Annotated in this window: 23 protein-coding genes; 8 read left to right on the top strand and 15 right to left on the bottom strand. The window is 67.1% G+C overall.

Annotation, left to right across the window (positions count from 1 at the left end):
* Position 1: 1 nt before the first annotated feature.
* The gene (locus MAY35_RS20690) at positions 2-604 is read right to left on the bottom strand and encodes an HdeD family acid-resistance protein (RefSeq protein WP_238423164.1); all 603 of its coding nucleotides are present in this window, start codon (positions 602-604) and stop codon (positions 2-4) included.
* A gap of 107 nt (positions 605-711) precedes the next feature.
* On the opposite strand from MAY35_RS20690, the gene MAY35_RS20685 reads away from it, so the two are divergent.
* Both MAY35_RS20685 and MAY35_RS20680 read left to right on the top strand, forming a co-directional pair.
* Positions 712-1,578, top strand: coding sequence for an acyl-CoA thioesterase domain-containing protein (locus MAY35_RS20685; protein ID WP_238423163.1), 867 nt, complete (start codon positions 712-714; stop codon positions 1,576-1,578).
* 79 nt (positions 1,579-1,657) lie between these two features.
* The gene (locus tag MAY35_RS20680; protein WP_238423162.1) at positions 1,658-2,728 is read left to right on the top strand and encodes a DUF4185 domain-containing protein; all 1,071 of its coding nucleotides are present in this window, start codon (positions 1,658-1,660) and stop codon (positions 2,726-2,728) included.
* 75 nt (positions 2,729-2,803) lie between these two features.
* Here MAY35_RS20680 and MAY35_RS20675 read toward each other — a convergent pair whose 3' ends face one another.
* The 3 genes from MAY35_RS20675 to MAY35_RS20665 form a co-directional block, all read right to left on the bottom strand.
* Positions 2,804-3,445: a DUF305 domain-containing protein gene (locus tag MAY35_RS20675; protein ID WP_238423161.1), complete on the bottom strand. Its 642-nt coding sequence runs from the start codon at positions 3,443-3,445 to the stop codon at positions 2,804-2,806.
* 101 nt (positions 3,446-3,546) lie between these two features.
* Positions 3,547-4,029: a hypothetical protein gene (locus tag MAY35_RS20670; protein WP_238423160.1), complete on the bottom strand. Its 483-nt coding sequence runs from the start codon at positions 4,027-4,029 to the stop codon at positions 3,547-3,549.
* A gap of 18 nt (positions 4,030-4,047) precedes the next feature.
* Complete coding sequence (locus tag MAY35_RS20665) at positions 4,048-5,343, bottom strand: phosphatase PAP2 family protein (protein WP_374237990.1); 1,296 nt, start codon at positions 5,341-5,343, stop codon at positions 4,048-4,050.
* A gap of 235 nt (positions 5,344-5,578) precedes the next feature.
* Between MAY35_RS20665 and MAY35_RS20660 the strand changes: the two genes are divergently transcribed.
* Together MAY35_RS20660 and MAY35_RS20655 are read left to right on the top strand one after the other, a co-directional pair.
* A complete protein-coding gene (locus tag MAY35_RS20660) occupies positions 5,579-5,794 on the top strand; it encodes a hypothetical protein (protein ID WP_086534359.1) in 216 nt (71 codons plus the stop codon).
* A gap of 87 nt (positions 5,795-5,881) precedes the next feature.
* Positions 5,882-6,652 (top strand): deoxyribonuclease IV, encoded by a 771-nt coding sequence (locus tag MAY35_RS20655; RefSeq protein WP_238423159.1) that lies wholly within the window; start codon positions 5,882-5,884, stop codon positions 6,650-6,652.
* 9 nt (positions 6,653-6,661) lie between these two features.
* Here MAY35_RS20655 and MAY35_RS20650 read toward each other — a convergent pair whose 3' ends face one another.
* Positions 6,662-7,150, bottom strand: a complete 489-nt coding sequence (locus MAY35_RS20650) for a hypothetical protein (RefSeq protein ID WP_308192482.1) — start codon at positions 7,148-7,150, stop codon at positions 6,662-6,664.
* Positions 7,151-7,438: 288 nt separating this feature from the next.
* Here MAY35_RS20650 and MAY35_RS20645 point away from each other — a divergent pair, with 288 nt between their 5' ends.
* The gene (locus MAY35_RS20645; protein WP_238423157.1) at positions 7,439-9,274 is read left to right on the top strand and encodes an acyl-CoA dehydrogenase; all 1,836 of its coding nucleotides are present in this window, start codon (positions 7,439-7,441) and stop codon (positions 9,272-9,274) included.
* 96 nt (positions 9,275-9,370) lie between these two features.
* Here the strand turns inward: MAY35_RS20645 and MAY35_RS20640 are convergent, their stop codons facing one another.
* The 8 genes from MAY35_RS20640 to MAY35_RS20605 all read right to left on the bottom strand — a co-directional run bounded on the left by MAY35_RS20640 (position 9,371) and on the right by MAY35_RS20605 (position 20,743).
* A complete protein-coding gene (locus tag MAY35_RS20640; protein ID WP_238423156.1) occupies positions 9,371-10,117 on the bottom strand; it encodes a hypothetical protein in 747 nt (248 codons plus the stop codon).
* Positions 10,118-10,279: 162 nt separating this feature from the next.
* A complete protein-coding gene (locus tag MAY35_RS20635; RefSeq protein WP_238423155.1) occupies positions 10,280-10,870 on the bottom strand; it encodes a hypothetical protein in 591 nt (196 codons plus the stop codon).
* Positions 10,871-11,213: 343 nt separating this feature from the next.
* On the bottom strand, positions 11,214-13,262 hold the full coding sequence (locus MAY35_RS20630) for a TerD family protein (protein ID WP_238423154.1): 2,049 nt from the start codon (positions 13,260-13,262) through the stop codon (positions 11,214-11,216).
* Between the two features lie 244 nt (positions 13,263-13,506).
* The gene (locus MAY35_RS20625; RefSeq protein WP_238423153.1) at positions 13,507-14,724 is read right to left on the bottom strand and encodes a glycerate kinase; all 1,218 of its coding nucleotides are present in this window, start codon (positions 14,722-14,724) and stop codon (positions 13,507-13,509) included.
* A 105-nt stretch (positions 14,725-14,829) separates the two neighbouring features.
* Positions 14,830-16,392, bottom strand: a complete 1,563-nt coding sequence (locus MAY35_RS20620) for an SLC13 family permease (protein ID WP_238423152.1) — start codon at positions 16,390-16,392, stop codon at positions 14,830-14,832.
* A gap of 155 nt (positions 16,393-16,547) precedes the next feature.
* Positions 16,548-17,327 carry an SDR family NAD(P)-dependent oxidoreductase gene (locus MAY35_RS20615; RefSeq protein WP_238423151.1) on the bottom strand — a complete coding sequence of 260 codons (780 nt, stop codon included), beginning with the start codon at positions 17,325-17,327 and terminating at the stop codon, positions 16,548-16,550.
* Positions 17,328-17,390: 63 nt separating this feature from the next.
* Entirely contained in the window at positions 17,391-19,088 is a 1,698-nt protein-coding gene (locus MAY35_RS20610) for a VanW family protein (RefSeq protein ID WP_238423150.1), read from the bottom strand.
* A gap of 299 nt (positions 19,089-19,387) precedes the next feature.
* Positions 19,388-20,743, bottom strand: coding sequence for an acetyl-CoA C-acetyltransferase (locus MAY35_RS20605; protein WP_308192480.1), 1,356 nt, complete (start codon positions 20,741-20,743; stop codon positions 19,388-19,390).
* Positions 20,744-20,833: 90 nt separating this feature from the next.
* Between MAY35_RS20605 and MAY35_RS20600 the strand changes: the two genes are divergently transcribed.
* Both MAY35_RS20600 and MAY35_RS20595 read left to right on the top strand, forming a co-directional pair.
* Positions 20,834-22,198 (top strand): 3-oxoacyl-ACP reductase, encoded by a 1,365-nt coding sequence (locus tag MAY35_RS20600; protein WP_238423149.1) that lies wholly within the window; start codon positions 20,834-20,836, stop codon positions 22,196-22,198.
* On the top strand, positions 22,198-23,085 hold the full coding sequence (locus tag MAY35_RS20595) for a MaoC/PaaZ C-terminal domain-containing protein (protein WP_238423148.1): 888 nt from the start codon (positions 22,198-22,200) through the stop codon (positions 23,083-23,085). Before MAY35_RS20600 ends, MAY35_RS20595 begins: the two co-directional genes overlap by 1 nt.
* A 155-nt stretch (positions 23,086-23,240) precedes the next feature.
* On the opposite strand, the gene MAY35_RS20590 is transcribed toward MAY35_RS20595, so the two are convergent.
* On the bottom strand, positions 23,241-23,843 hold the full coding sequence (locus MAY35_RS20590; RefSeq protein ID WP_238423147.1) for a TetR/AcrR family transcriptional regulator: 603 nt from the start codon (positions 23,841-23,843) through the stop codon (positions 23,241-23,243).
* A 97-nt stretch (positions 23,844-23,940) separates the two neighbouring features.
* Positions 23,941-25,143, bottom strand: a complete 1,203-nt coding sequence (locus MAY35_RS20585; protein ID WP_238423146.1) for a glycoside hydrolase family 3 N-terminal domain-containing protein — start codon at positions 25,141-25,143, stop codon at positions 23,941-23,943.
* 29 nt (positions 25,144-25,172) lie between these two features.
* Between MAY35_RS20585 and MAY35_RS20580 the strand changes: the two genes are divergently transcribed.
* On the top strand, positions 25,173-25,730 hold the full coding sequence (locus MAY35_RS20580) for a universal stress protein (protein ID WP_238423145.1): 558 nt from the start codon (positions 25,173-25,175) through the stop codon (positions 25,728-25,730).
* Positions 25,731-25,761 lie beyond the last annotated feature (31 nt).

Here is a 25,761-nt window from a genome sequence, read left to right as displayed (position 1 = left end):
GTCAGATCGCGGGCTCACCGGGGGCGGGCTGGCCCGGGGTGGGCTGCTCCACCTTCTTCGGCAGTGTCAGCAGGGTGGCGATCGACAGCGCGACCAGCATGATGCCGCCGACCCACGCCAGGACCCCGAGCGAGAACGACGGCAGGATCATCATCACGATGCCTGCGCCCACCGAGACGATGCCGGACAGGATCAGGAACCAGGTGGGGCTGTGCCCCGACTTGGTGATCGCTGCGTACAGGTCCGCGACGCCCTGGAAGATCCAGCCGATGCCGACGAAGACCGCAAGCAGCCACACCGCGTCGCCGGGGCTGAAGAGTGCGATCACACCGGCCAGCAGGACGATGGCGCCGACGATGCCCAACATCGCGCGTGCTCCGGTACCGAGGAACGACGCCGCGAACGCCTGGTAGATGCGGAAGATCCCGGCGATGATCAGCGAGATCGCGAACAGCATCGCGACCACGACGATCGTCGGGCCCGGCCACACGATCGCGATCACGCCGAGCACGATGCCGACGATCGAGGTGACGATGAGTGCGCTGCGGACGGCGCCGACCAACTCGTCCGGGAAGTGCTTGGTGTACACCGTGGCGAAAGTCATGGTCGGAGGTTATCGGTCCCCGGCGCCCTCGGCGCGCTATTCACCCAGGCCCGGCACAAACCCGACCGCCCTCCTCCCGTTCCCGAGCAGGCAGGTAATAAGTAACGATGACCAACATCGCGTTCTTCGAACCGATCGACGCACCCACCGGCGAGTTCCGGTACCGCCCGACCACATTCGCCGCGAGCCTGTGGGCACCCGGGACGCTGAACGGGCCGGCGGTCTGTGGGCTCGCGGCGCGAGCGGTGGAGATGGAATACGGCGACGACGAGTTCGTCCCGGCGCGCTGCACCATCGACCTGTTCAAGGCCGCCCGCGACATCACCACCTCAACGCGGGTCCGTCCGGTGCGCTCGGGCGGACGCATCCGCGTCGTCGACGTCGAGGTGGTGCAGCATCCGGTCGACGCCGATGAGGTGATCGTCGCCCGCGGCACCACCGTGTTCCTCCGGACCTCGAGCAACCCGCCCGGCGAGCGGTGGCACCGGTCGCCGGAGTCGGTCACCTTCCGGCCTCCCGCCACCACGGCCGACGACCTCTCCCCCAGGTTCGCGTCCGACGACGCGCAGGACAGCGTCGGCCACTGGGAGAAGGACATGTCGAAGCACCAGAACGGGCACCGCAAGAGGATGTGGACCCGGGCCGCCCCGATCGTCGTCGGTGAGCAACCGACCCCGTTCCAGCGTGCGGTGGTCAGCGCCGAGTCGGCGAGCCTGGTCTCGAACTGGGGCACCACCGGCATCGGGTTCATCAACTGCGACCTCACCGTGGCGATCAGCCGGCTGCCGCGCGGTGAGCGGGTCGGCGTCGAGGCCGACGTCCACGTCGAGGACGACGGGGTCTCGGTCAGCAACGCGGGCCTCTACGACGCCGACGGCATGTTCGGTACCGCCCTCGTGACGGCGGTGAACAACGCGGCGGCACAGATCGACTTCACCACCGTCGACACCTCGGAGCGTTACCGAGAAGCCTGAGCTCGCTTCACTTCTTAGCGGCGCGAAGCACCGTAACGCACCTCACACATGTCTCTCAGGTCTTGATAAGGTCACGGCCATGACACGGCGCCTCTCACGGCTGTTCCTGGGTCTTGTCGTCTCCGTACTCGCCCTGGCAATGACGACAACCCTCGCCGCCTCACCTGCCCATGCCGCCCGACATGCGGCCGGACCTGCGACGATCGTCAACCGGCTGACCGGCCCGTTCGCGATGAACGACACCATCGGACGGTTCAACATCGTCGGCACCGACCTCGGTGTGATGTGGGACAACGGGCGCGGTGAGATCCTCACGGCCTTCGGCGACACGCAGTCGTTCAACGGATGGTCGTTGCTCTACGGCGAGCTCTTCTACTGGCGGTCGAACGTGCTGCTCCGCAGCACCGACCGGCATCTCAACGACGGCATGACATTCACCTCACATGCGGGCCGTCCCGGACACGCCAAGCGTCTGCTGAAGCCGAACGTCCGCCACGAGGTCACGATCATCCCGACCGCCGGCGTCGCGGCCAACGGCAAGCAGTACATGACCGTCATGTCGGTCAAACGCTGGGACTCGCCAGGGATCTGGACCACCAACTGGGCCGGCCTCGTCGTCTCCGACGACAACGGCGAGAACTGGCGGTCGGCCAACGCCTTCCGGCCCAACGGCGGCGGCAACAAGAAGTTCCAGATGGGCGCCTTCCTCAAGGTCGGCAAGACCGTCTACTACTACGGCACCCCCGACGGCCGTTGGGGCGGTGTGTATCTCGCGCGTGTGAACGAGAAGGACATCGAGAAGCTCGGCAAATGGGAGTATTTCTCCTACGGCCGCTGGGTCCCGAACAATCCCGACGCCGCCACGCCCGTGATGGGCGCACCCACCGGCGAGCTGTCGGTGCAGTGGAACGACTACCTCGGCAAGTACATCTCGCTGGCGAGCCAGGACGTCGGCGTGACCCTGCGTACAGCCGACAGCCCCTGGGGCCCTTGGACTTCCGGCGAGATCGTCGCACCGTCGGTCGATCCGTACACCGGTTACGCGCCCTACATCCACCCGTGGTCGAAGGGCAGCACCCTGTACTTCACCTACTCCATCTCGATCGGGTACCAGGTGTACCTGATGCGGCTGCCGCTACGGCGCGGCTGACCGCACCGACTCCCGACATCGGGGCGGTTCTTCCGGCGAGTCCGAGAGAACCGCCCCGACGTCATTCGGGCCCGCTCAGCTCCGGCCGAGCATGCCGTTCATCTGCTCGATCTCGGGCTGCTGCGCCTTCTTGACCTCCGCCGCAAGCGCTTTGGTCGCCGGATCGACACCGTCGGCGAGTACGGCATCGGCCATCGCGATCGCGCCCTCGTGGTGCCGGATCATCCCTTCGAGCCACAGCGTGTCGAACGCCGCGCCTTTCGAGTTCCGCAGTGCCGTCATCTGATCCGCCGACAACATACCGGGCATGTCGTCGTGTCCACCGTGACCGCCGCCCATGTCACCCATATCGGGGGAGTCGACACCCCAGGACTCGAGTCGATTCTCCATCTCGGTGATCTCGGTGTTCTGCGCCCTCTCGATCGACGAGGCGAGCGCGATCAGCTCCGCGTTGTCGGTTCTCCCCTCCACGAGTCCGGACATCATCACGGCCTGGCGGTGATGCCCGATCATCGTCGAGGTGAATTCGACGTCGGCCTCGTTGTGCTTCGACGCCGGCGACTCCGATGGGCTGACCGACGCAACGGATTGCGATGCGCCGGCCGTGTTGCCGGCCGGCTCCTCGTCGGGAGAACATCCGGCGACGGCGATGACCGCGACTGCGGCCAGGCCGAATCCGGCTACCGCGCGGCGTCGAACTGAGTTGTTTTCGTGCATGATTCGCTTTCCTTGCTGCTGAGAGTTCCGGCCGCGTCGTAGCGCCGGCCGGCGATGGGAGAAGACGACATGGCGAACCGTTCGGTTCGCCCGAGGTCTCCTCAGCAGCGGATCACCTGCAACTGCAAGTGGGAGAACATCGCCCACGGAGGCGGGCGGCCCAGGACGGTGGTGCGGCGTCGAACCGTGTCGGCGACCCGTGGGAACACGGCGAGCGCCCAAACGAGCAGCACCAGGATCACGGCCGGCAGGTCGACGCCTGCCGCACGGGTGAAGACACAGTCGTGCATGTGCTCGCCGCAGTCGTCGGCGGCTGACATCTCGGGAGCCGACGTCATCGACGCGGCGGTCGACTCGGGACCGGGGTGATGCGCGGGACCGGGGTGATGCGCGGCATCGGGGTGCGCCGTCGGGTGGCCCCGACTCTCATGTGCGTTGAGCGACCCCGCCGATGCGGGTGATCCCACATGCCCCGACATGACGGTGTGCATCAGCATCACCGCGACACTGAGCACGAACACGGTGAGCACGAACACCGGGCCGCGGCGTCGCACGGCCGTGCGGCGGTCTCGGGCTCGGCTCACGGCGTCCAGGTTACGAGGTCAGGGCGCGCTGGTCGACGCCGCGACACCGTCGGCGCGTGGGGCCTCGGAGTCCTCGGCCTCTCTCGCGGCAGCCTCTTCGGCCAGGCGTTTCTGTCGAGGGATCAACCATTGTCGGTCGATGATCCGGTACGTCACCACCACCGCGGCCGCCAGCGCCCACCCGAGGACGATGTCGAAGATGTAGTGCTCGGCGGTGTAGACGAGCGCGAATGCCATCGCGAAGGCGTAACCCATGAACAGTGTCTTGCCCAGCGCTTTCACCCGCGGCCACATGAAGAGCGCGAGCAGCATCGTCAGTCCCGCATGCAGTGAGGGGATCGCCGCGACCAGGTTGGACTTGCCCTGCCCGACCTCCACCAGATTCGACGCGGCGTGGATGTTCAAGAAGCCCCATCCGCGCGCGGAGATGCGTTCGACGTAGGGATTGGCGTCGGGATACGCGTTGTCGAGCGGACCCAGGAGTCCGCCCGGTTCCTTCGCCTCTTCGGAGTACATGCAGATCGGGTCGCGCGGGAAGTCCTGGACCTCCACCGAGGTGCATCGTGCGGCCGCCCACGGTGGCGCCCCGGGGACGAGGGTGTAACCGACCAGCGCGAGGAACGTGGTGGCCACGAAACACGCCGCGTACCGACGCCAAGCCGATCGGTCCTTGAGCCACAGCACCGCGGCGACCGCGTACGGGACGATGAAGTACGACATGTAGACGACGCTGACGATGACCTCCCACCAGGGCGGGCTCGCCTGCTTGAGGTGCTCCTGCAGCCAGGCGGTGGGATTGACCCCGCCGGTCAGCCATGCGTCGAAGTCGATCGCCAGATGCCAGTGGGTGGGCATGTCGACGATGCGTGCGACGTCGCGCGTCCAGTCGTAGAGGATGAGGATCAGGGCGAACGGCGCCCAGTCGATCAGGATCGTGATGAACTTGCGCCGGCCGATACAGGCGGCCGCGAGACCCAGGCACATCAGGATGATCAGGCGCGTGCGGTCGAAGGCGAGGCCGTAGAGCGCGACGTGGACCGCCATGAGGACGACCCAGGCCCCGATCGCGATGCGGCGGACCATCGTCAGGTCGCGGCGACTCTCGGGGTCGGATTCCATCTCGGCGGCCGCGGCCAGATCGTCGACGACCGGGGACATCTCCGGCGGATCGACCTCGCCGGACCCGGGGCTCGCATGCTCGGCTGCGGACGCTGCATCGGGCGTCTTCGCGGCGGTCGTTTTCGTGGTCTCGCGCTCACCGCGCCCGGAAGGCCGGCCCGGTTGCGGGACGCCCACCGTCTCGTCGACACTCACCCGACACAATCCCGCCCGTCACACCCCGCAGGGCAACCACCCACTTAACCTGCCGTCAGTGTAATGGCCATCTGTTGTCCGCCACCCGCCGCGACAGCCAGGCATGTCGCGTTCGGGCGTCCCGGCGCTGACGGATTCTCGGTCCTGGGCTGGGGTGTATGACCGATTTTCACCGGACAGCTCGCCGGGCGGCGTGTTGTGGATCACACTGGGACCATCGTTCGAAGGAGGTCCGGTGCCCAATCGCTATCTGCGCTACGGCGACCAGCGCTACATCATCAACAAGGAGGCCGAGGCTCGACTCAACCGCACGCTCGACGCGGTCTACGCCGACGGCACCCGCGGCCACGAGTGGCTGAACCTCTATCACGACAGCGCCGCCCCGTGCCGCCTGCTGATCGCGCCCGGCGTGCCGATCACCATCGAGACCGAACCGTGCGTCGGCGAGTGAGCCGCTGCCCGCGCTGACCGCCGCGGCGCGTTCCCGACCCGGCGACGGGCATTCCGGTCCGTCGGTGGCGGCCACTATCGTTGTCGCATGCGCATCGGAGCACATCTTCGCGAGGACGCCGACCCATTGGCCACGGCCGAAGAACTCGGCATCGACGTCTTCCAGATGTTCGTCACAGATCCCCAGAGCTGGAAGAAGCCACAGCCCAATCCGCGGGCGGCCGAGTTCCGGGACTCCGACATCGACGTCGTCGTGCACTCGAGCTACCAGATCAACGTCGCGAGCCTGAACAACAGACTCCGCATGCCGTCACGCAAGGCCGTCGAACAGCAGGCGGCAGCCGCCGCGGAACTCGGTGCGTTCGGTCTGGTCGTGCACGGCGGCCACCTGCGCGACGGCGAGGACAGCGCCGAGGGATTTGCCAACTGGCGCAAGCTCTTCGACCGCCAGGTCGACAAAGGCGGCTTCGGCGTCCCCATCCTGATCGAGAACACCGCCGGCGGCGACCACGCGATGGCGCGCACCCTGGAGGCTATCGATCGGTTGTGGGAGGCGGTCGGCGACTTCGACCAGGCCGGCTTCTGCCTCGACACCTGTCACGCGTGGGCGGGCGGCGAAGACCTGGTCGGACTCGTCGAACGCGTCCGCCAGATCACCGGCCGAATCGACCTGGTGCACCTCAACAATTCACGCGACGAGTTCGACTCCGGACGCGACCGGCACGCCAACCTGGCTTCCGGCCACATCGACCCGGAGGTGCTGGTGGCGGTCGCCGAGGCGGCCGATGCGCCGGTCATCCTCGAGACACCTGCCGGAGGGATCCCTGACGACCTCGCCTACCTTCGCGAGTCGCTGTAGCCCGTCACGTCACCGGACCGGGTAGGCGGCAACGTTCATGACGACCGTTCCCCGGCAGGGCCCGCCGTAGATCGTCGTCCGCCACACGCCCTTGAGGGTTCCGTCGCTCTGCGGCTTGTAGGTGGCGACCGACCGCGCCGGCCGCCACACCTTGGGCACCCCGACCCCTTGCCAGCAGTCCCACTGCCAGCTGTAGCGATGGACCCAGGCCCCGTTCTGCCAGGTGTACCGCGGCGGCTGGGGCAATGTCGGGTTCGCCGGCTTCGGCCCACCCACCACGGTGGCGGTACATCTGCTGCGAAGACACTCGGTGACGAAGGTGTAGTCGTCGGCGAAGTCGGGTTCCCGTTGCCGTGCCGCGAGGCTGGTCCCGGTCTTTGTTGCGGCGAATCTCTTGAGCGAGTACACCCCGTTCCACGCCGGCTTGGGCGCGGCGTCGGCCGGGGCGACGCTCACCAGCAGACCGGCTGCCAGGCCGAGAATCGCGATGAGGACCATGCCGGCCCGAACGGTGCCGCTCAGGGATCTGCTCATGCCTCATTGCAGCGCACATCGGGCCGACATGTAGCCCGTTGTGCGATACCGGGGGTGACATCGGCCTCGGGGCGCAGATCACACATTCCCCGATTGCCCCGGCGCGAGGATGGGTCTATTCTGGGGGTTACCGGCGAGTAACTTAGCTCGAGCCGAACAGCCGCCTCGCCCGGCCGGTACGCGCACCCAGCGACGCGATCGGACCGGATCGAGGACGCCAACGCACACGGCCACACCAGATAAGGAACCACGATGGGCCATTACAAGAGCAACATGCGCGACCTGCAGTTCAACCTCTTCGAACTGTTCGAGCTCGACAAGGTACTCGAAGCGGGCGACTTCGGTGACCTCGACCACGAGACCGCCGTCGACATGCTGCGCGAGGTCCGCGCGCTCGCCGAGGGCCCGATCGCAGAGTCCTTCGTCGAGGCCGATCGCAACCCGCCGGTCTTCGACCCCGACAACCACACGGTGACGATCCCCGAGTCGTTCAAGAAGTCCTACAACGCACTCGTCGAAGGCGGCTGGGACAAGATCGGCATCGCCGAGGAGCTCGGTGGCCTGCCCGCTCCCCGTTCGCTGTACTGGGCCATCGGCGAGATGATCCTGGGCGCCAACCCGCCGGTCTTCATGTACGCCGCCGGTGCGGGCTTCTCGAACATCTTCTACGACAACGGCACCGACGAGCAGAAGAAGTGGGCAGCCATCTGTTCCGAGCGCGGCTGGGGCGCCACCATGGTGCTGACCGAGCCCGACGCCGGTTCCGACGTCGGCGCCGGCCGCACCAAGGCCGTCCAGCAGGAGGACGGCTCCTGGCACATCGACGGCGTCAAGCGCTTCATCACCTCGGCCGATCAGGACATGACCGAGAACATCTTCCACCTCGTGCTCGCGCGCCCCGAGGGTGCCGGACCGGGCACCAAGGGTCTGTCGTTGTTCTTCGTGCCGAAGTTCCACTTCGACTTCGAGACCGGCGAACTCGGCGAGCGCAACGGCGTCTTCGTCACCAACGTCGAGCACAAGATGGGCATCAAGGCGTCGGCCACCTGTGAGGTCACCTTCGGGCAGCACGGCACCCCCGCCAAGGGCTGGCTCGTCGGCGAGGTCCACAAGGGCATCGCGCAGATGTTCGACGTCATCGAGCACGCACGAATGATGGTGGGCACCAAGGCCATCTCGACCCTGTCGACCGGATACCTGAACGCTCTCGAGTACGCCAAGGAGCGCATCCAGGGTGCGGACATGACCCAGATGACCGACAAGGCCGCACCGCGCGTGTCGATCACCCACCACCCGGACGTCCGCCGCTCGCTGATGACCCAGAAGGCCTACGCCGAGGGTCTGCGCGCGATCTACCTGTACACCGCGTCGCACCAGGACGTCGCCGCCGCGAAGATCGTCTCCGGCGCCGACGCCGAGATGGCGCACCGGGTCAACGATCTGCTGCTCCCGATCGTCAAGGGCGTCGGCTCCGAGCGCGCCTACGGCACCCTCGGTCACGAGTCGCTCCAGACCCTCGGCGGCTCGGGCTTCCTGCAGGACTACCCGATCGAGCAGTACATCCGCGACTCCAAGATCGACTCGCTCTACGAGGGCACCACGGCCATCCAGGCGCAGGACTTCTTCTTCCGCAAGATCATCCGCGACAAGGGCCAGGCCCTCGCTCACGTCGCCGGCCAGATCCAGAGCTTCATCGACTCCGAGGCGGGCAACGGCCGGCTCAAGACCGAGCGCGCTCTGCTGAAGACGGCCCTCGACGACGTCCAGGGAATGGCAGCGTCGCTGACCAACGATCTGATGGCGGCACAGGAGAACTCGGCGGAGCTGTACAAGGTCGGCCTCGGATCGGTCCGCTTCCTCATGTCCGTCGGCGACCTCCTCATCGGCTGGCTGCTCCTCCGCCAGTCCGAGGTGGCCCTCGCCGCACTCGACAACGGCGCCACCGATGCCGACAAGTCCTTCTACGAGGGCAAGGTCGCAGTGGCCAGCTTCTTCGCTAAGAACATGCTGCCGCTGCTCACCTCGGTCCGCGTCACCGTCGAGAACATCGACAACGACATCATGGAGCTCGACGAAGCGGCCTTCTGATCAGGCCCCACGCAAACCCACCACCTATGGACAAACGCACCCTCGAATCGGGGGTGCGTTTGTCCATTCGTGGTGGGTTTGCCGCTGGTCAGACTCTCACTCGACGAGACTGAAGCAGTAACCGACGGGCCGGGGCTTCTCCGCGAAGTAGGTCCCGTCGGAGTCCGTGCACTGCGGCTCCGCCGACGTCTTCGAGTCGACGCGGATGTTCGTCCCTCCGGAAACCGGTGACCCGCACTCGATCTCGCGCGTCTCGGCGAGTGCGTTGCCACCCGTCGCGGTGGGCAGGAAGTAGCAACGCCCCTCCTGATAGACCTGCGCCAGGCAGAGAGCGCCGTCCTCGCCGGCGATCCAGAACCGGGAGTAGTTGGGACCGCACAGTCCCTGGGTGATCGCCTTGTCCGCCACCACATAGTGGAAGCCCGTGTCCGCGCAGGACACCTCCCGGGCCTCGAGCGTGTCCGGCTCGGCAGTCACCACGATGCACTCCCCCACCGCGACGTCGGTGGTGTCCTGAACTGCGCTCCCGCCCTGAGCCGCCCCGATCACGACCCTCGCCACCCCGCCGACCACCACGATCAACAACAACGCGCCGACGATCCCCAGCGTGACCCAGAGTCCCGTCCGCTTCTTCTTCGGCGGAGGCGGGAACGGTGGCCCGGGCGGGTACGTCCCGCCCGGCACCGGACCCGGATACGGCGGCGGCGCGCCGTACGGCGTCTGGTTCGGCGGCTGTCCGTAGGGCTGGTTCGGCGGCGGGAACCCGCCCTGCGGTGGGTACTGCCCGGGTTGTGGTTGCGGCCCGTATCGCGGGTCCCCCGGCTGATATGGCGAGTTGGTCACGCGCGAAGACTACCGGCACCGCATCCTGCGTTCAGTCCACCGACGAACCTCAACTCGACCGATGGACTTCGATCGAAGTCCATCGGTCGGACTGAAGTCCATCGGTCAGCGGCGGCACCATGCGTCTCTGGACATCGAGTCGATCCCCCTGCGGAGAATCGATCACTCGAGGAGACTGATGCAGTAACCGGCAGGAGTCGGTTTCGGCACGTAGTACTGGCCCTGGCCGGGATCGCATGTGGGTTTTCGCGAGATCTTCGTGTCGACGCGGAAGTTGGTCGCCCCAGGCTTCAGTACCGGCTTGTCGCAATCTATCTCTCGTATCTCGGCCAGCGATGTCCCACCGACCGCGCTCGGTTCGTAATAGCACCGACCCTGTTGATACACCTGCGCCACACAAAGCACCAAGCTAGTCCCCGGCCGCGCATTGACGAACCAATATCTCGAATATTCCGGTCCGCAGTCCGGTTCGTTCACCACCTTGTCAGCGACAACCAGGTGAAACTCCTTGATTCGACAGGACACTCGCTCGGCATCGAGGTATCCATCGCGGACCGACACCTGAATGCACTCGCCGACGGCGACGTCATCGCTGTTGAACAGCCGGGGACTGGAGGGCACTGAATCCACCAGGCGCTGCACGCCGAATGCCCCCAATGCGAATACCACGAGGCCCACGGCGCCGAGCGAGACCCACAACCAGGTGCGCTTCTTCCTCCGTGGCGGCGGGAACGGCGGTCCCGGTGGGTACATGCCTCCCGGTATCGGGCCACCGTACGGAGGCTGAGCCCCGTACGTGTGAGTCGGCGGTTGGAAGCCCGGGTGCGGGGGATACTGCCTGGGTGGGGGTTGTGCTCCGAATCGCGGATCCCCCGACTGATATGGCGAATTGGTCACGCCGCGAAGACTATCCCGAACCGCGCGATCCACGACCACCGTATCCACCGTTGGATCTGTTCCCGACGGGGACGCCCGCGGATCAGACTCACCGACGAACCTCAACTCGACCGATGGACTTCGATCGAAGTCCATCAGCCGAATCGAGGTTCATCGGTCAGCGCGACCCGATCGGAGTCGGCGAGACCGGTCCCGTCATTCAGACGTCGCGTCCAGACCGGACGCGCTCAACCACATCCGCATAGAAGGTGGTGGCCAGGAGAACCATGGCAGTCACGAACCCACCCTCGCTGCCAGACCGTTTAGAGCCCATCGACGACTCCATGGTGATGGTGAACTCGCGGATGTCGCGGCCATCGGTCGGCATGACAGAAGTTGCGTCAGCGTGAATGTCCTTCAACAACGCCGCAGTCGACTCGACCCGACTACCCGAGTGATGGGCGGTGATACGCAGATCGTCAGGTGCGTCGGCGAGTTGACGAACCAGCCAGTTGATCTTGGTCTGGGTTCGACCTGCACGCGGTGCTGCGGTCTTCAACGAGCAGCCGATGCGCCCACGGCCCAGATCAGCGTGCATCGCCACCGGTCCCGCCGCTCCGGACACCCGCAACAACGCGAATAACTCCCCTGAATCAGCCAGTTGCCGAGCACGACTGACCGTATCCACGCGACTCGCCGGCGGCTGCGCAGTCACCCGCTGACCGGTGAGGGCGCTCAGGCGAAGCGCAACGTGGCGAGCCAGGCGATCAAACCGATCGCAAACGTCCGAAGTTGAATCGTCTGACGCACCGACGGTCTTGTTCTTCACTGCTTCTCGGATCTTGACCCACTGCTTACCCATGTCGTCGAAGGTCCGCATGCCGGACTGGCTGTCGGCGGCGTACCAGAGGAGTTCCTCCAGCAGACGAGCTCGCACCCTGTCGTCGACCCCCACATGCTCGTGCACGATCATCGCCTCGGCGAGGATCTCCTCCCACGAAAGATGCTTGAGGGCAATGTTCTTCGATGGCCTCGCCTCGACGACGAAGGGGTGCAGGTCGGGAGACGCCATCAAATCGCCACTGATCGTGATCACCGCGTCCATCGACTTGGTCTTGGCCAGTTTCAGGTAGGTTCCGACCTGGTCACCGGTCAACTCCGCACGACCAGTCTTCACTTCGACCAGCGCCCGCCACACCTTGCTGCCGCGGCTGACCTTGATCAGTCCATCCGGGCGCACCTCCTCACCGGACATCGAGAATCGAACTTCGGTGAATGCCTCGATACGTCCTCGCGGCGCTCCGGTCTGGCTGAGGACCGCGCGGCCGAACTCGGGGACCATTTCCATTGTGGCCAGCAGAATGGACGTCGTGCGCATCTCTTGTTCGGCGGCCGACTTGATGCCCGCAGATGGAAAGAGGCGCGCCCGCTTCCACTCCGACTCAGCATGTCGAGGTAGATACGCCAGAGTTCTCGACGCCCAGTCTTTCGGTAACGGCGCCGGGCGTCGTTTTCGGCCGATCGTGACCTTTGTACCGGGCTCACTCTGTGGACGTGCAATTTCTTGCCCGGCGTCGTCGGCACCCGGCACCCCCGTGTCGGCGGCGAGAGCTGCCTCGGCCGAACTTGCGTCAGGGACCGACTCGGCAACGTTCTGTTCCGTGTCCGGTTCCTCGTCTTCACCAGGCGAATCCAGGCTGCCGTCGGGTGACGCTGTGTCGTCGACCTCGATTCCGTGGTCGGAAACCAAGGCCTCGAGGCCTCCGTCGTACCCCTGGCCGACCGCTCGGATCTTCCAAGTGTCGTGCCGCCGGTAGATCTCGCCGAAGATCAACGCGCGTTCCGAGGACAGTCCCTCCATCGCGTGGACGACAAACGGAGCATCTGGCTGGTCTGCGTGAGCGACGTACATGTTGACAAGTGCCGCGTCTCCGAACCTTGCGTCCGTGCGAGGGTCGGTGCTGGCCGTGACAAGTATGCGGGCAACCGAATCGGGAATGCGTGCAAGATCGACTTCCACCGCGTCCCGCTGCCGGAACGACTCGTCCGCGCTCTTCGCCTCGTCGTCAGCCGAGACGAGCCTCACCGCGCCCCCCACTCCCGTGGGCTGGTTGTAGAAGATCAAATCGTCGTTGGACCGCACTTGCCCGTCGTCACCGAGAATGAGTATTCCGGCATCGAGTCCGATCTCCTTGCCAGCCGGGGCTTCTGTCTGGATGACTACCCTCAGTCGCGGTGAGTTCTCACCGGCGACCTCGTCGACGGACACGTTTCCACCCTTGGACAGCTCTCGAAGCTCCACCCCGCCAACGTATTGGCAAGACCGTTGTCGCGTGCGTGAATCAGAAAGTGGTTTCGGATCCGGGTCTCATTCGACCGATTGGGGGATCTGTATCCGGCGAGGGTGCCAGTACGACGACGTTGGCCCTCTCAACCGTGTACTAACCCACCACCGTTGGACGGACCCGCCCGGTCGAGACGGGTGGATCTGTCCAACGGCGGTGGGTCTGCGGTCAGACGGCCTTCTTCCGCTTCCGTTGTCCCGCCCGGGCGGACACCGCCGCGCCGAGGAGGATCATCCGCATGGTCCGTTCGGCGGCGTCGGCGAGGAGCTTCTCCCCGTTGGCGACGGCCTCGGACAACGGCATGGGGACCGCGATGATCGAGGCGATCGCGCCGATCCCGACATCGTGGACCGACGGCGCACCGTGCCCGAGTGAACCTGCGAGCGCGACCACCGGCACACCCCGCAGCTGAGCGCGTCGGGCGACCTCGGCGGGCACTTTTCCGTGTGGGGTCTGGAAGTCGATGGAACCCTCGGCCGTGATGACGAGGTCGGCCTTGCCGATCCGATGATCGAGGTCGATGCCCGAGAGGCCGGAATCGAGCAGGGCGTCGAACCGTGATCGCAGGATTCCGCCGATCGCGGCGAGTCCCGCCCCCAGGCCGCCCGACGCTCCGGAACCCGATCCGTGGCGATAGTCGATGTCGGGCAGGCCATCTCGTTGCAGAATGCCCGCCCAGACGTCGAGCGCCGATGACAGCGCGTCGACCTGTGCGGGCGTGGCGCCCTTCTGCGGTCCGAAGACCCGTGCGACACCGTTCGGTCCGGTGAGAACGTTGTGCGGATTGCCCGCGATCACCATCTCGGTCTCGCGTAGGCGGGGATGCAGAGCGGTCAGGTCCAGCGACGCCGCGCGTGCGAGTTCGTTACCACCGCGGCCGATCTCGTGCCCGTCACGATCCAGGACCCGCGCCCCGAGGGCCTGCAGCGCACCGGCGCCGCCGTCGCAGGTACCCGAGTCTCCGCAGCCGACGAGGATCGCGGACACTCCGGCATCGAGTGCCGCCGCGATGAGTTGCCCGACACCGAAGGTGGTGGTGGCCCCGGGGTCGCGCTGTCCCGCCGGGACGAGGGACAGTCCCGCGGCGGCAGCCATCTCGACGACCCCGATGCGGTTCCGACCGACGCCCACCTCGGCCCAATGCGACTGCACCGGTTCACCGGTGGGGCCGCTGACGGTCACCTCGTGGAGCCGACCGTTGCCCGCGGCGGCCAGGATGCGTGCCGTTCCCTCACCGCCGTCGGCGATGGGCGCGATGTCGACGCGCACCCCGGGGAGCGTGCGTCGAACCCCCGCGGCGATGGCCGTGGCCACCGACACGGCGTCGAGGCTCTCCTTGAAACCACTCGGAGCGACCAGGATTCGTTGCGGAACTCGGACAGACATCGTGACTCCAGTTGATCGATCGGACGGGGATGAGGGACGAGATGGAACGCGAATCGGAGCTCGGCACTCTTTGTCGGACACCGATACCCAGCACGGGTTGGACGGTCAGGACGACAGGAGGGGAAGCCCGAGGTGGGGCCACACCCAGCATGCGAAGACAATCAGCAGCGCCAGCGACACCGGCGCGAGGAACGCCGACATCCGGAGCAGATGGCGCGGTTGATAACCCGGCACATCGGCGCTCACGGCGAACATGGCGACCGGTTTGGCCGAGCTCGTCAGCGTGATGCAGAAGCCAGCGGCCGCCGTGGACAGGAAGGCGGCGGCGACCGGGTTCACCCCGACGACCGGGGCCGTGACCACGATGATCGGGATCAGGACGGCCGAACGGGCCGAACGGGATTGGACCACCAGGTGGGCGAGCAACGACACTGTCGCCGACACCACCACGAACACCATCGCGGCCCGCGGGCCGGTCTCGGCGATGGAGCCGAAAGCCTGATCCGCCAACCACTCCGCAGCGCCACTGGAGTCGAGGGCCATCCCGAGAGCGAGGGTGGCGGCCATGAACAGCAGCAGTGTCCAGGGAATGGTCTTCAGTGCCGCGCCCAGGGTCGTCGCCCCGACCGCAGGCGCGGATGCGGCCAGCGCACCGAGCACCGCGACGATCGCCGGGTCGATGCCGTGCCACGGTTCGGAACACCAGAGCGCCACCACGACGCCGAGAATGATCAGAACCCGTCGTTGTGCGACCGTGAGCGGTCCGGAGGTCGGCGCACCGGTCGACTCGAAAGCGCTCGCCGGCACGCAGAGTCGTCGCGCCCGTTCGTCGTGGTCGGTCATCGTCCACAACGCCGCCTCTGCCGCGAGGTGCGACCAGACGATCGCCAGCGGAACGCCGAGCACCGCCCAGTGCAGGAACCCGATGGTCGTACCGGTTGCCGCCGAGACGATCTCAGCGGTGATGAGGTGCGCCCCGGCGCCCAGCAGGGAGCCGACCGCGGAGAACAAGATCACCAGAGGGAAGACCAGCGCGAGGCACAACACCAGGCGCGGCCGGTCGCGCAGTACCGCGGCGAGCGCGAGGAAGATCGGGAGGGCGAGTGCCGCACGGCCGGACGTCGCCGGGATCGCGAAGGTGGTCAGCAGCAGCGCCGCGGTGATGAGGTGCACCAGTTGACGGGGTGTCCGGGCTCGGCGCACCACCCGCGCCGACAACCGCGCCGACAGACCCGATGCGGTGACCGCGGCGGCGATCACGAAAGCGCCGATGAGAAGCCAGATCACACCTGAACCGAGAGTCCCCGCGAAGGTGTTCGCGTCGAGAATCCCGAAGACGACAAGGGCGGCGCCACCACCCAGGGCGACGTAGGTGTCGTCGAGGGGCGAGAAGATCCATGCCCACACCGCGAACAGGAACACGAGCAGGGTGACGACGGCGTCGGCCGACAACTCCCCCGACCACCCGGCACGGCCGACGAACACGCCGGCCACCGTCACGACGACGAGACCTGCTGCCGCCCAGGGCGATAACACTCCACCGATGGTGTCCCGGAGGCTGCGTCGTGGCGGTGGTGGCACCACCGGGCGCGCAGGTGGACGCGTTGCGTACATCGTCACCGGCCCCGCGTGTTCGAGAAGTCGGTCGGTCGGGTGCGTCACGTCCATGGCGACAACTATCGGGCGCCGGCGTGACACCTCCATGAGGCGTGAATGAAAGTTCTTTCACGCAACAACAACTGGTGAACAGACAGCGCACCCAACAGACAGCGCACCCACCACCGGTCTGGTGATGGGTGCGCTGGGATCGTGTCGGATCGAAACTACTTCGGTGGCAGCCGGACGCCGCCGTCGACGCGGATGACCTCTGCGTTCATGTAGCTGTTGGTGACGAGCTCGACGACCATCGAGGCGAGCTCGTCGGGTGCGCCGAGACGATGCGGGAACAGGACCGACTCGCCGAGCTTGGCCTTGAACGCGTCGGCGGCCTCGCCCTCACCGTAGATCGGGGTGTCGATGAGGCCGGGTGCGATGGTGTTGACGCGGATGCCGACCGCGGCCAGGTCACGTGCGACCGGCAGGGTCATGCCGACGACACCGCCCTTGGACGACGAATACGAGGCCTGCCCGATCTGACCGTCGAAGGCTGCGACGCTGGCCATGTTGACGATCGCGCCGCGCTCGCCGTGGGCGTCGAGCGGCTCGTTGCGGCTCATCGCGGTGGCGGCGAGGCGGATGAAGTCGAAGGTGCCGATCAGGTTGATCGCGATGACCTTCTTGTACGCGTCGAGGTTGTGTGCCGAACCGAACTCACCGTCGCGGCCGATGGTGCGCTGCGCCCAGCCGATACCGGCCGAGTTGACCAGCGCACGCAGCGGGCCGAGTTCGGTGGCCGCGTTGATGGCGGCTTCGATCTGTTCGGTCGAGGTCACGTCGACGGCGACGAACTTGCCGCCGATCTCCTTGGCGAGTTCCTCACCCTTGTCTGCGTTGAGGTCGGCGACGACGACCTTCGCACCCTTGGCCGCCAGCTGGCGAGCCGCAGCTGCGCCGATACCCGACGCGCCACCTGTGACGATTGCACTAGCTCCGTTGATATCCACGAGTCGGAGCCTATCGAGCGATCTATCGTTCGGTAAAGCCCCCCGCGAAACCACCCGGTCGGGTCAGACGCACTTCACGATGGGTTCGGGCGCGTACCGCACGGTCCGGGTGGCCCGGTTGATCTCCCGACCGGTGCGAGCGTCCTTGATGACGCGGGTGTCCGACGTGGTGAAGCCCTTGCTGCCGCTGCTGGGGATGCAGTCGTCGCCCCGCGGGACCCGCACGCGCTGCGGTTCGGTGGTGGCGAAACGTTCGCCGGTGATCGACTCCACCTCGAAAGCCTTCGTGCCCCACAGTTTGACGGTCACCGCCGAGGGCGACCACGAGGTCTCGATCAGTACTCCGTGGCGGGTGTTGTTGCGGAACTTGAGGTCGATTGCCCCCTCGAACACCGTCGCCTCGCGCGCCTCCGGGTACCGCGAGATGTAGTACGCGTGCTCCGTGTGATCGACATCTTCGAGGCCCGCGAAATAGGCGGCGTTGTAGAGAGTCGTCGCGAACTGGGAGATGCCGCCGCCGACCGCGGTCGACGCTCGACCGTGGTCGATGATCGTCGAGTCGACATACCCCTGCGCCGTACCGCGCGGACCGGTGTGTCCGTTGAGCGAGAACACCTTTCCCGGCAGAACCAGCGCGCCGTCGACCTCCTCGGCGACGAGTCGGATGTTCTCGCCCGATGCGCTGGAGAAGCCCCCGGTGGTGTACTCGCTGATCAGTTCGCGGACGCCGAGCTTGCGGGCGGCGTCGGTGGTCAGACGGGGTTCCACGTCCTTGTAGACGACCTCGACCGTCCGGTCGCCCCCTTCGCCGGCCGCGCGCGTCGCCAGCGTGTCGAGCGTCTCGGGCCAGTCGATCGACGCGCCGTCGACCCCGGGCACGACGGTCGGGCGTCCACTCGCGAGACTGAACCGCGCGTCGACCGGCGCACGTTGCGAGGCGTCGAGGTCGGGCGCGAGGATCTTCCGGGCTGTGGGCTCGTCGGCGCGGGGAACGAGCCCGCCGCGGCCGTCGGGACCGAAGGTCAACATCGCGGCAAGGTCGCCTGCGGGAACCTCGACCGTCCGTTTCCGGCGATCGACCAGGCGCATCGGCGCGGATGTCACGCGCTCGGCCGGTCCGGCGACCGTCGCGGCGACGACCTCGGGGCTGACGGTCGGCGAGAACGGTTCCATCGGCAGGTCGATGGGCGCGCCGTCGAGCCAGCGGTCGACGAGTGTCGCGGCCGCCGCATCCCGGGCGATGCGTTCCCCCTTCGCCGGCTGATCTCCGATGGGCCTGGTGCCGTCGTAATGCACGCCACCTTCGACCGCAGCCTTCTCCAAGGCCTTGCGCTGGGCGTCGAGGGTGGTGTCCATGGCACGACGGTCGAGGGTGACGACCGGCTCGACGTCATGGTCCCAGCCGAAGAGCGCGGCCAGCCGGGTGAGCAGATTGCGGGGCTGCTCGAGGAGGCGCGCACGCGTCGCATCGACATCGAAGGCGAGACCGAGGTCGGAGGCAGGGACCTCGGTGGAGCCCTCGGGCGTGCGCAGGATCACGGGCCGTTCGGAACGAGCGGTCAGCTCGTCGAGCACGGGGGCCAGTTCGGCGGAGTCTCGGCCTCCCGCGTCGACGCCACCGATGGTGGCATTCCGTGCGGAGTCGGAGCGCGTGACGACGAATTCGGCGGCGAGCACCAGCGTGATGACGGCGACGAGGGCCAGCACAGCGCGTAGGGCATGGCGGGCTCGTCGTGCGCCTGGGGTCACAACTCCATCCATCACGGCTGCCAGCTGGGCCAGTGGGTGGATGGCCGCAGAACCACGGTCGGAAACGTAGGCGCTCCGGCCGAGCTGTCGGGTCGGGGGTCTGACAGCGCAGCCGGAGCTATACACATGTTTACGCTATTTTTCGGCTGAGGGCATTCCCGGACGCCGGTTTCTGTCGAATATGTGACGAAGTGCCCGGTTTCGTCCCACGAAACCGAGACGGATCAGCGGATGTGTCGCAGATCCGTCCCAGCTCGTGAGATCCGGCCTCAATCGACCCCGGTCTCGTGGCGAAATCGCCGAGGTGGAGATCAGCCTTCGATGATCGCGGTGACGCCCTGGCCGCCGGCGGCACAGATCGAGATCAGCGCGCGACCGCCGCCGTTCTCCTTGATCTGCTTCGCCGCCTGCGCCACGATCCGGCCACCGGTGGCCGCGAACGGGTGCCCGGCCGCCAGCGAGGAACCGTGGACGTTGAGCTTGCTGCGGTCGATCGAGCCCAGCGCGGAGTCCAGCCCGAGGCGCTCCTTGCAGTACTCCTCGGACTCCCAGGCCTGCAGCGTGGCCAGCACGACGGACGCGAACGCCTCGTGGATCTCGTAGAAATCGAAGTCCTGCAGGGTGAGTCCGTTGCGGGCCAGCAGGCGCGGCACCGCGTAGGTCGGTGCCATGAGCAGGCCGTCCGGACCGTTGACGTAGTCGACCGCCGCGGTCTCGCTGTCCACGAAGTACGCGAGGACCGGCAGGCCACGCTCGGCGGCCCACTCGTCGCTGCCCAACAGAACCGTCGACGCACCGTCGGTGAGGGGGGTCGAGTTGCCCGCGGTCATCGTCGCGTCACCGAGCGAAACACCGAAGACCGGCTTGAGCTTGGCGAGCTTCTCGGCGGTCGAGTCACCGCGGAGGTTCTGATCGCGAGTGAGGCCCATGAACGGGGTGATCAGGTCGTCGAAGAAGCCGACGTCGTAGGCGGCCGCCATGTTCTGGTGGCTGCGGGCGGCCAGCTCGTCCTGGTCGGCGCGCTTGACGCCGAACTCCTTGGCAGTGATGGCGGCGTGTTCGCCCATCGACATCCCGGTGCGCGGTTCGCCGTTGCGCGGGATCTCGATGCCGAGCTTGGTGAGCAGCTTCGCGGCGTTGAGGACCTGGTCTTTGGTGCTGCGCGAACGGTTGACCTGCAGCAGCTGGCGACGCAGGCCCTCGCCCACGGCGATCGGGGCGTCGGAGGTGGTGTCGACGCCGCCACCGATCGCGGCGTCGTAGCGGCCGCGCGCGATGCCGTCGGCGACGGTGGTGATGGCCTGCAGGCCGGTGCCGCACGCCTGCTGGATGTCGAAGGCCGGCGTGTACGGGGACAGGGCCGAACCGAGCACCGACTCGCGAATGAGATTGAAATCACGGGCGTGCTTGAGCACCGCGCCGCCTGCGACCATGCCGAGCTGCTCACCCTGCAGGTTGAACCGGCTCACCAGTCCGTCGAGGGCGGCGGTGAACATCTCCTGGTTGCTGACCGTCGCGTACGCCTTGTCCTGGCGGGCGAACGGGATGCGGTTGCCGCCGAGGATCGCGACCGGGCGTTCGGTGCGGCCCTTCGGCTGGGCCGGCTTGCTCCCGGCCGATGTCTTCGCTGCGGACTTGTTCGCGGTGGGGTTGGACTGTTCGGCCACGTCGATCTCCCAAGGGTCGTGTGCGGTATCTATAGCGTATTCTTACTCATCAGTAAGTTCGTTGTCGAACGACAGTCAGAGGAGATCAACGTGGCCGCCAACGGAAACACTGGCCTGTACTCGAGCTTCGTCCATTCCGCGCCGGGCGCTTTCATCGCGAAACAGGCCGGACTCCCCGTCCCGCCGCCGCTGCGGCGCTACAAGGCGTCCGAGCCCGCGTTGCCGGGTCCGGTACTGCTCGGCGGATCGGGACGGCTCGTCGAACCGCTTCGGGAGATGCTCTCGACCGACGACTATGACCTCATCCAGAACGCCACCACCGGCCGCAGCGCCGACAAGTACGGCGGTCTGGTCTTCGACGCGACCGGCATCACCTCCCCCGCCGAGCTCCGTCAGCTCTTCGAGTTCTTCCAGCCCGCCATGCGCTCGACCGCGCCGTGCGCGCGCTTCCTGGTCATCGGCACCACGCCCGAGCTGGTCACCGACCCGTCCGAGCGTGTCGCGCAGCGTGCTCTCGAGGGCTTCACGCGTTCGCTGGGCAAGGAGCTCCTGAAGGGTTCGACGGTCCAGCTCGTCTACGTGTCGCCCGACGCCAAGACCGGACTGACCGGCCTGGAGTCGACCGTGCGCTTCGTCCTGTCGGCCAAGTCCGCCTTCGTCGACGCCCAGGTCATCCGAGTAGGCGGGGCCGACGCCACCGCGCCGAAGAACTGGGACAAGCCCCTCGAGGGCAAGGTCGCCGTGGTCACCGGTGCAGCGCGCGGCATCGGCGCCACCATCGCCGAGGTGCTGTCGCGCGACGGCGCCCACGTCATCGCGGCCGACATCCCGCAAGCCGGTGACGCACTGTCGGAGACCGCCAACAAGGTCGGCGGCACGGCGTTCCCGATCGACGTGACCGCCCCGGACGCGGGCGCCAAGCTCGCCGAGCACGCACTCGAGCGTCACGGCGGCGTCGACATCATCGTCAACAACGCCGGCATCACCCGCGACAAGCTGCTGGCCAACATGGATGACTCCCGCTGGGACGCGGTGATCGCGGTCAACCTCATCGCACCGCAGACCCTCGTCGAGACGCTGCTGGAGAAGGGCGCGCTGCGCGAGGGCGGCGCCGTCGTCGACGTGTCGTCGATCGCCGGCATCGCCGGCAACCGCGGCCAGACCAACTACGGCGCCTCCAAGGCCGGCGTCATCGGGCTGGTCGACGCCTACGCGCCGATCCTGGCCGAGAAGGGCATCACCATCAACGCGGTCGCCCCCGGCTTCATCGAGACCAAGATGACCGCGGCGATCCCGCTCGCCACCCGCGAGGCCGGGCGTCTCATGAGCTCGCTGCAGCAGGGCGGTCAGACCGTCGACGTCGCCGAGACCGTGGCCTACTTCGCCAACCCGGCGAGCAATGCCATCACCGGCAACGTGGTCCGCGTGTGCGGCCAGGGATTCCTGGGGGCCTGATGGCGAAGACGATCACCCTCCCCGCCGCACCCGGCACCGCCGAGCTGTACGGCAAGGCGGTCACCGCGCTGCTGCCCGGGATCGGCAAGCCGCCGCGTGTCGCGGCCGACGCCGTCGCCCCGGACACCCGCTACCGACTGGACGGCATCCGGGTCGATTCGGCTGCCCTGCAGGCGTATTGCCACGCCACCGGGCAGCGGTTCGGCGACACCCTGCCGCTGACGTACCCGTTCGTGTTGCAGTTCCCGGTCACCATGAAGCTGATGACCTCCGACGAATTCCCGTTCGGCGCAGTCGGTTCGGTCCACATGACCAACACCATCGAACGCAAGCGACCCATCGAGGTGGGCGAGCCGCTCGACATCGTGACGCATGCGGAGAACCTGCGGGAGCACCGCAAGGGCATCCTGATCGACGTCGTCAGCGAGGTACGCGTCGGGTCCGAACTGGTCACCACCCAGACGGCGACGTTCCTCAAGCAGCAGCGCACCAGCCTGTCCGACGAGCCGCGCGGTCCGGAACCGAAGTCGAAGACGCCACCACCGCCGGACGCGATCCTGGCCGTCGACCTGAAGCGAATCCGCGAGTACGCGGCCGCGTCGGGTGACCGCAATCCCATCCACATGGGCAACCTGCCGGCCAAGGCCTTCGGGTTCCCGAAGGCGATCGCGCACGGGATGTGGAGTGCGGCAGCAGCCGTCGCCAACATCGAGGCCCAGCTGCCAGACGCGGTGACGTACGACGTTCGCTTCGGCAAGCCGATCCTGCTGCCCGCGAAGGTGAACCTCTACGCCCGCCGCACCGGCGGCGCGGGCGACTTCGACATCTCGATCCGGGATCGTCGCAAGGGATTCCCGCACCTCACCGCGACCACGCGGGAGGGCTGAGGGGCTTTCGCTCACATACTCCGTTCCCGCTCACCGGATTTCGGTGAGCGGGAACGGATTGAGTGAGCGGCCCTTCGAGGCTCGTCGCTTGCGCTCCTCGCACCTCAGGGAGCAGGGGCAACCCGCACACCTCGCACCTCAGGGAGCAGGGGTCCTCAGATGTCGGTACCGACGCCCTTCAGGCCGCGCCAGGTGATGCCGACGAGCAGGTTGGTCGCCTTCTCGAGGTCGACGTCGCCCTCGGTGATGCGGTCGGCCACGGCTTCCGCGGCGCCGACGATCGAGACGGCGGTCAGTTCGAAGTCGAGATCACTCGCACCCTCGACAGTGGTGCCCGCCTTGATGAGTTCGGCGACCATCTCGGTGACGCGCTGCCGGCTCTCGGAGACGATGCCGGCGAAGCCGGCAGTGCCGATGGCAACACGGTAGAGCACGCGCCACGACTGGCGGTGTTCGTGCACGAAGCGGAGGAACTCGCGGATCACCGTGACGGCCTGCTCGCGTTGCGACAGCGAGGGGTCGAAGCCGACGCTCATCGCGTCGATGAACAGCCCGGACTCCCGGGCGATGCAGGCACTGAAGAGCTCGTCCTTGGAGCCGTAATACAGGTACAGCATCGGCTTGGAGATCTGCGCCTCGGAGGCGATGGCGTCCATCGACGTCTCGCGGAAACCGTGCTGCGAGAACACCTTGACGGCGGCGTCGAGCATCTGTTGCTCGCGCACCGCGCGCGGCAGACGCTTGGTTCCGCCCGACATGACCACTCCGTTCGACGACACTCTCTCGTCCTCAGACGATATCAAGAACTTACCAATCGGTAAGGTGAAACCCCATCCGGGTGCTGCCGGGAAGGCCTCAGCAGTCCAGTACGCCCTTCGACCGCAGGATTCGCACCACCTTGGCGTCGAGCCGCGTCGGCGCGAGGCGCCCCTGGGAGACCGCACGCTCGAGGTTGTCGAGGACGGAGGAGACGCGGTCGGTGGACAGCCACAGCGCGACGTCGCCGCCGGCGAGGACGAACTTCTCGACGGCCTGCTCGATGGGGTAACGCTCGCTGATCGCCGCCATGCCGGACAGGTCGTCGGAGTAGATCACCCCGTCGAAACGCGGACCGTCGTATCCGACTCCCGTGCGCAACATCTGGATGGCGGGCCGGCTGATGCTCGCGGGCAGACCGTTTGTCAGGCCCGGCACGATGAGGTGGCCCACCATGGCGCCCGCGGTTCCCGGATCGCGGAGCAGGTTCCGGAACGGCACGAGATCGCTGGTACGCAGTTCGGGCAGCGTCGGAACGGTCACGACCCCCAGATGCGAATCCCCCGAGCCATGACCGTGACCCGGAAAGTGCTTGTACACCGGCGTGATTCCCGCGGCGGCCAGGCCCGTGGCGTAGGCACGGGCGTACTCGGTGACGACCGCCGGGTCGTTGCTGAACGACCGGTCGCCGATGACCTCATCGTCGGATTCGTCGCTGACGTCGGCCACCGGCGCGAAGTCCACGGTGACACCGAGCCGCTTGAGCTTGCGCCCCACATCGGTGGCGATCGCCGTCACCTGGGCGGGCGTCTTCGTCCGGGCGAGCTCACGCGGTGATGCGTGGTCGATACCCAGCGCCGACAACCGCGCGACGCGCCCGCCCTCCTGATCGACGGTGACCATCAACGGGAGCGACGAATTCTGCGAAATCCGGGACGCCGCACCGCTGGTCAGGATCGCCTTGTCGGTCCAGCTCCCGACGAAGATGCCTCCGATCTCCTCGTCCTCGACGATCTGCTGCGCGTCGGCGGCGCCGGTCACCCCGACGACGAGCAGCTGGGCCAGCTTCTGGCGCACCGACAGCTTCGCGAGTTCGGTTGCACCGCAGGCATTCGCGACCGGCGTCGCGCTCGGTGACGCCGACGAGGACATCGGCGCTTCGCTCGACGCGGAGTACGACGGCGTCGGTGGCGGCGCGTCCGTCGTCGAGCCGGTGCAGGCCGCGAGGGCGACGCACAGAACGGCGACGGTTCCCGCCGTCAGCGCGCTCCGGTTCCGTCGGGGTCGGCGAGTTGAGCCCATGGCACGAGTCTGGCATGTAACCTGAGCCAATGGACGTGGGGTCCATTCCGACCGGGTCCGCAACCGCCTCGAGCGGTGGCGGTGACAACGATGCCGCCCAGACCCTGATGATCGCCTACGACGGCTCACCGAACGCCGATCGCGCCATCCGCTACGCCGGCCAGTTCCTACGCGCACGGTCCGCGGTGGTGGTGACCGCATGGCAGCCCGGCGGCATGACCCCGGCTCGGATGTCCACCCTCGCGGGCGGGATGCAGCCCTTCATCGACACCCAACTCGACGCCGGTGTCGACCGCGCGCTCGAAGAAGAAGCATCCGCGGTCAACGGGCGTGGGGTCGAGCTCGCCACCGACTGCGGGCTGGCGGCACGCGGCCTGCTCGTCGAAGTCGAGTCGACGGTGTGGGGTGCACTCGTCGCCGCCGCCGAGGCCCTCGACGTCGACCTGCTGGTGACCGGCACCCGTGGGGCGTCGGGTCTCAAGGCGCTGCTGCGGTCGAGTGTCGCCGAACGCGTCCTCAAACACTGCCACCGCCCCGTGTTCATCGTTCCTGCGAAGTGCGAACGAGAACCGCAGGTCACTCCGTAACCCCATGTCCTGAGCCGTGGGATAACTGTTC

Origin of the sequence: Gordonia sp. 'Campus' (assembly GCF_022206305.1) — a bacterium.
Lineage (GTDB): Bacteria > Actinomycetota > Actinomycetes > Mycobacteriales > Mycobacteriaceae > Gordonia.
Note: the sequence above shows the minus strand (reverse complement) of the source record. Positions and strands in the feature narration are given on the sequence as shown.

Excerpts from the sequence above, each read along its gene's own strand:
- MAY35_RS20690 (WP_238423164.1), bottom strand. The coding sequence starts at position 604 with ATGACTTTCGCCACGGTGTACACCAAGCACTTCCCGGACGAGTTGGTC.
- MAY35_RS20685 (WP_238423163.1), top strand. The coding sequence starts at position 712 with ATGACCAACATCGCGTTCTTCGAACCGATCGACGCACCCACCGGCGAG.
- MAY35_RS20680 (WP_238423162.1), top strand. The coding sequence starts at position 1,658 with ATGACACGGCGCCTCTCACGGCTGTTCCTGGGTCTTGTCGTCTCCGTA.
- MAY35_RS20675 (WP_238423161.1), bottom strand. The coding sequence starts at position 3,445 with ATGCACGAAAACAACTCAGTTCGACGCCGCGCGGTAGCCGGATTCGGC.
- MAY35_RS20655 (WP_238423159.1), top strand. The coding sequence starts at position 5,882 with ATGCGCATCGGAGCACATCTTCGCGAGGACGCCGACCCATTGGCCACG.
- MAY35_RS20650 (WP_308192482.1), bottom strand. The coding sequence starts at position 7,150 with ATGGTCCTCATCGCGATTCTCGGCCTGGCAGCCGGTCTGCTGGTGAGC.
- MAY35_RS20645 (WP_238423157.1), top strand. The coding sequence starts at position 7,439 with ATGGGCCATTACAAGAGCAACATGCGCGACCTGCAGTTCAACCTCTTC.
- MAY35_RS20635 (WP_238423155.1), bottom strand. The coding sequence starts at position 10,870 with ATGTACCCACCGGGACCGCCGTTCCCGCCGCCACGGAGGAAGAAGCGC.
- MAY35_RS20625 (WP_238423153.1), bottom strand. The coding sequence starts at position 14,724 with ATGTCTGTCCGAGTTCCGCAACGAATCCTGGTCGCTCCGAGTGGTTTC.
- MAY35_RS20620 (WP_238423152.1), bottom strand. The coding sequence starts at position 16,392 with ATGGACGTGACGCACCCGACCGACCGACTTCTCGAACACGCGGGGCCG.
- MAY35_RS20610 (WP_238423150.1), bottom strand. The coding sequence starts at position 19,088 with ATGGATGGAGTTGTGACCCCAGGCGCACGACGAGCCCGCCATGCCCTA.
- MAY35_RS20595 (WP_238423148.1), top strand. The coding sequence starts at position 22,198 with ATGGCGAAGACGATCACCCTCCCCGCCGCACCCGGCACCGCCGAGCTG.
- MAY35_RS20590 (WP_238423147.1), bottom strand. The coding sequence starts at position 23,843 with ATGTCGGGCGGAACCAAGCGTCTGCCGCGCGCGGTGCGCGAGCAACAG.
- MAY35_RS20585 (WP_238423146.1), bottom strand. The coding sequence starts at position 25,143 with ATGGGCTCAACTCGCCGACCCCGACGGAACCGGAGCGCGCTGACGGCG.
- MAY35_RS20580 (WP_238423145.1), top strand. The coding sequence starts at position 25,173 with ATGGACGTGGGGTCCATTCCGACCGGGTCCGCAACCGCCTCGAGCGGT.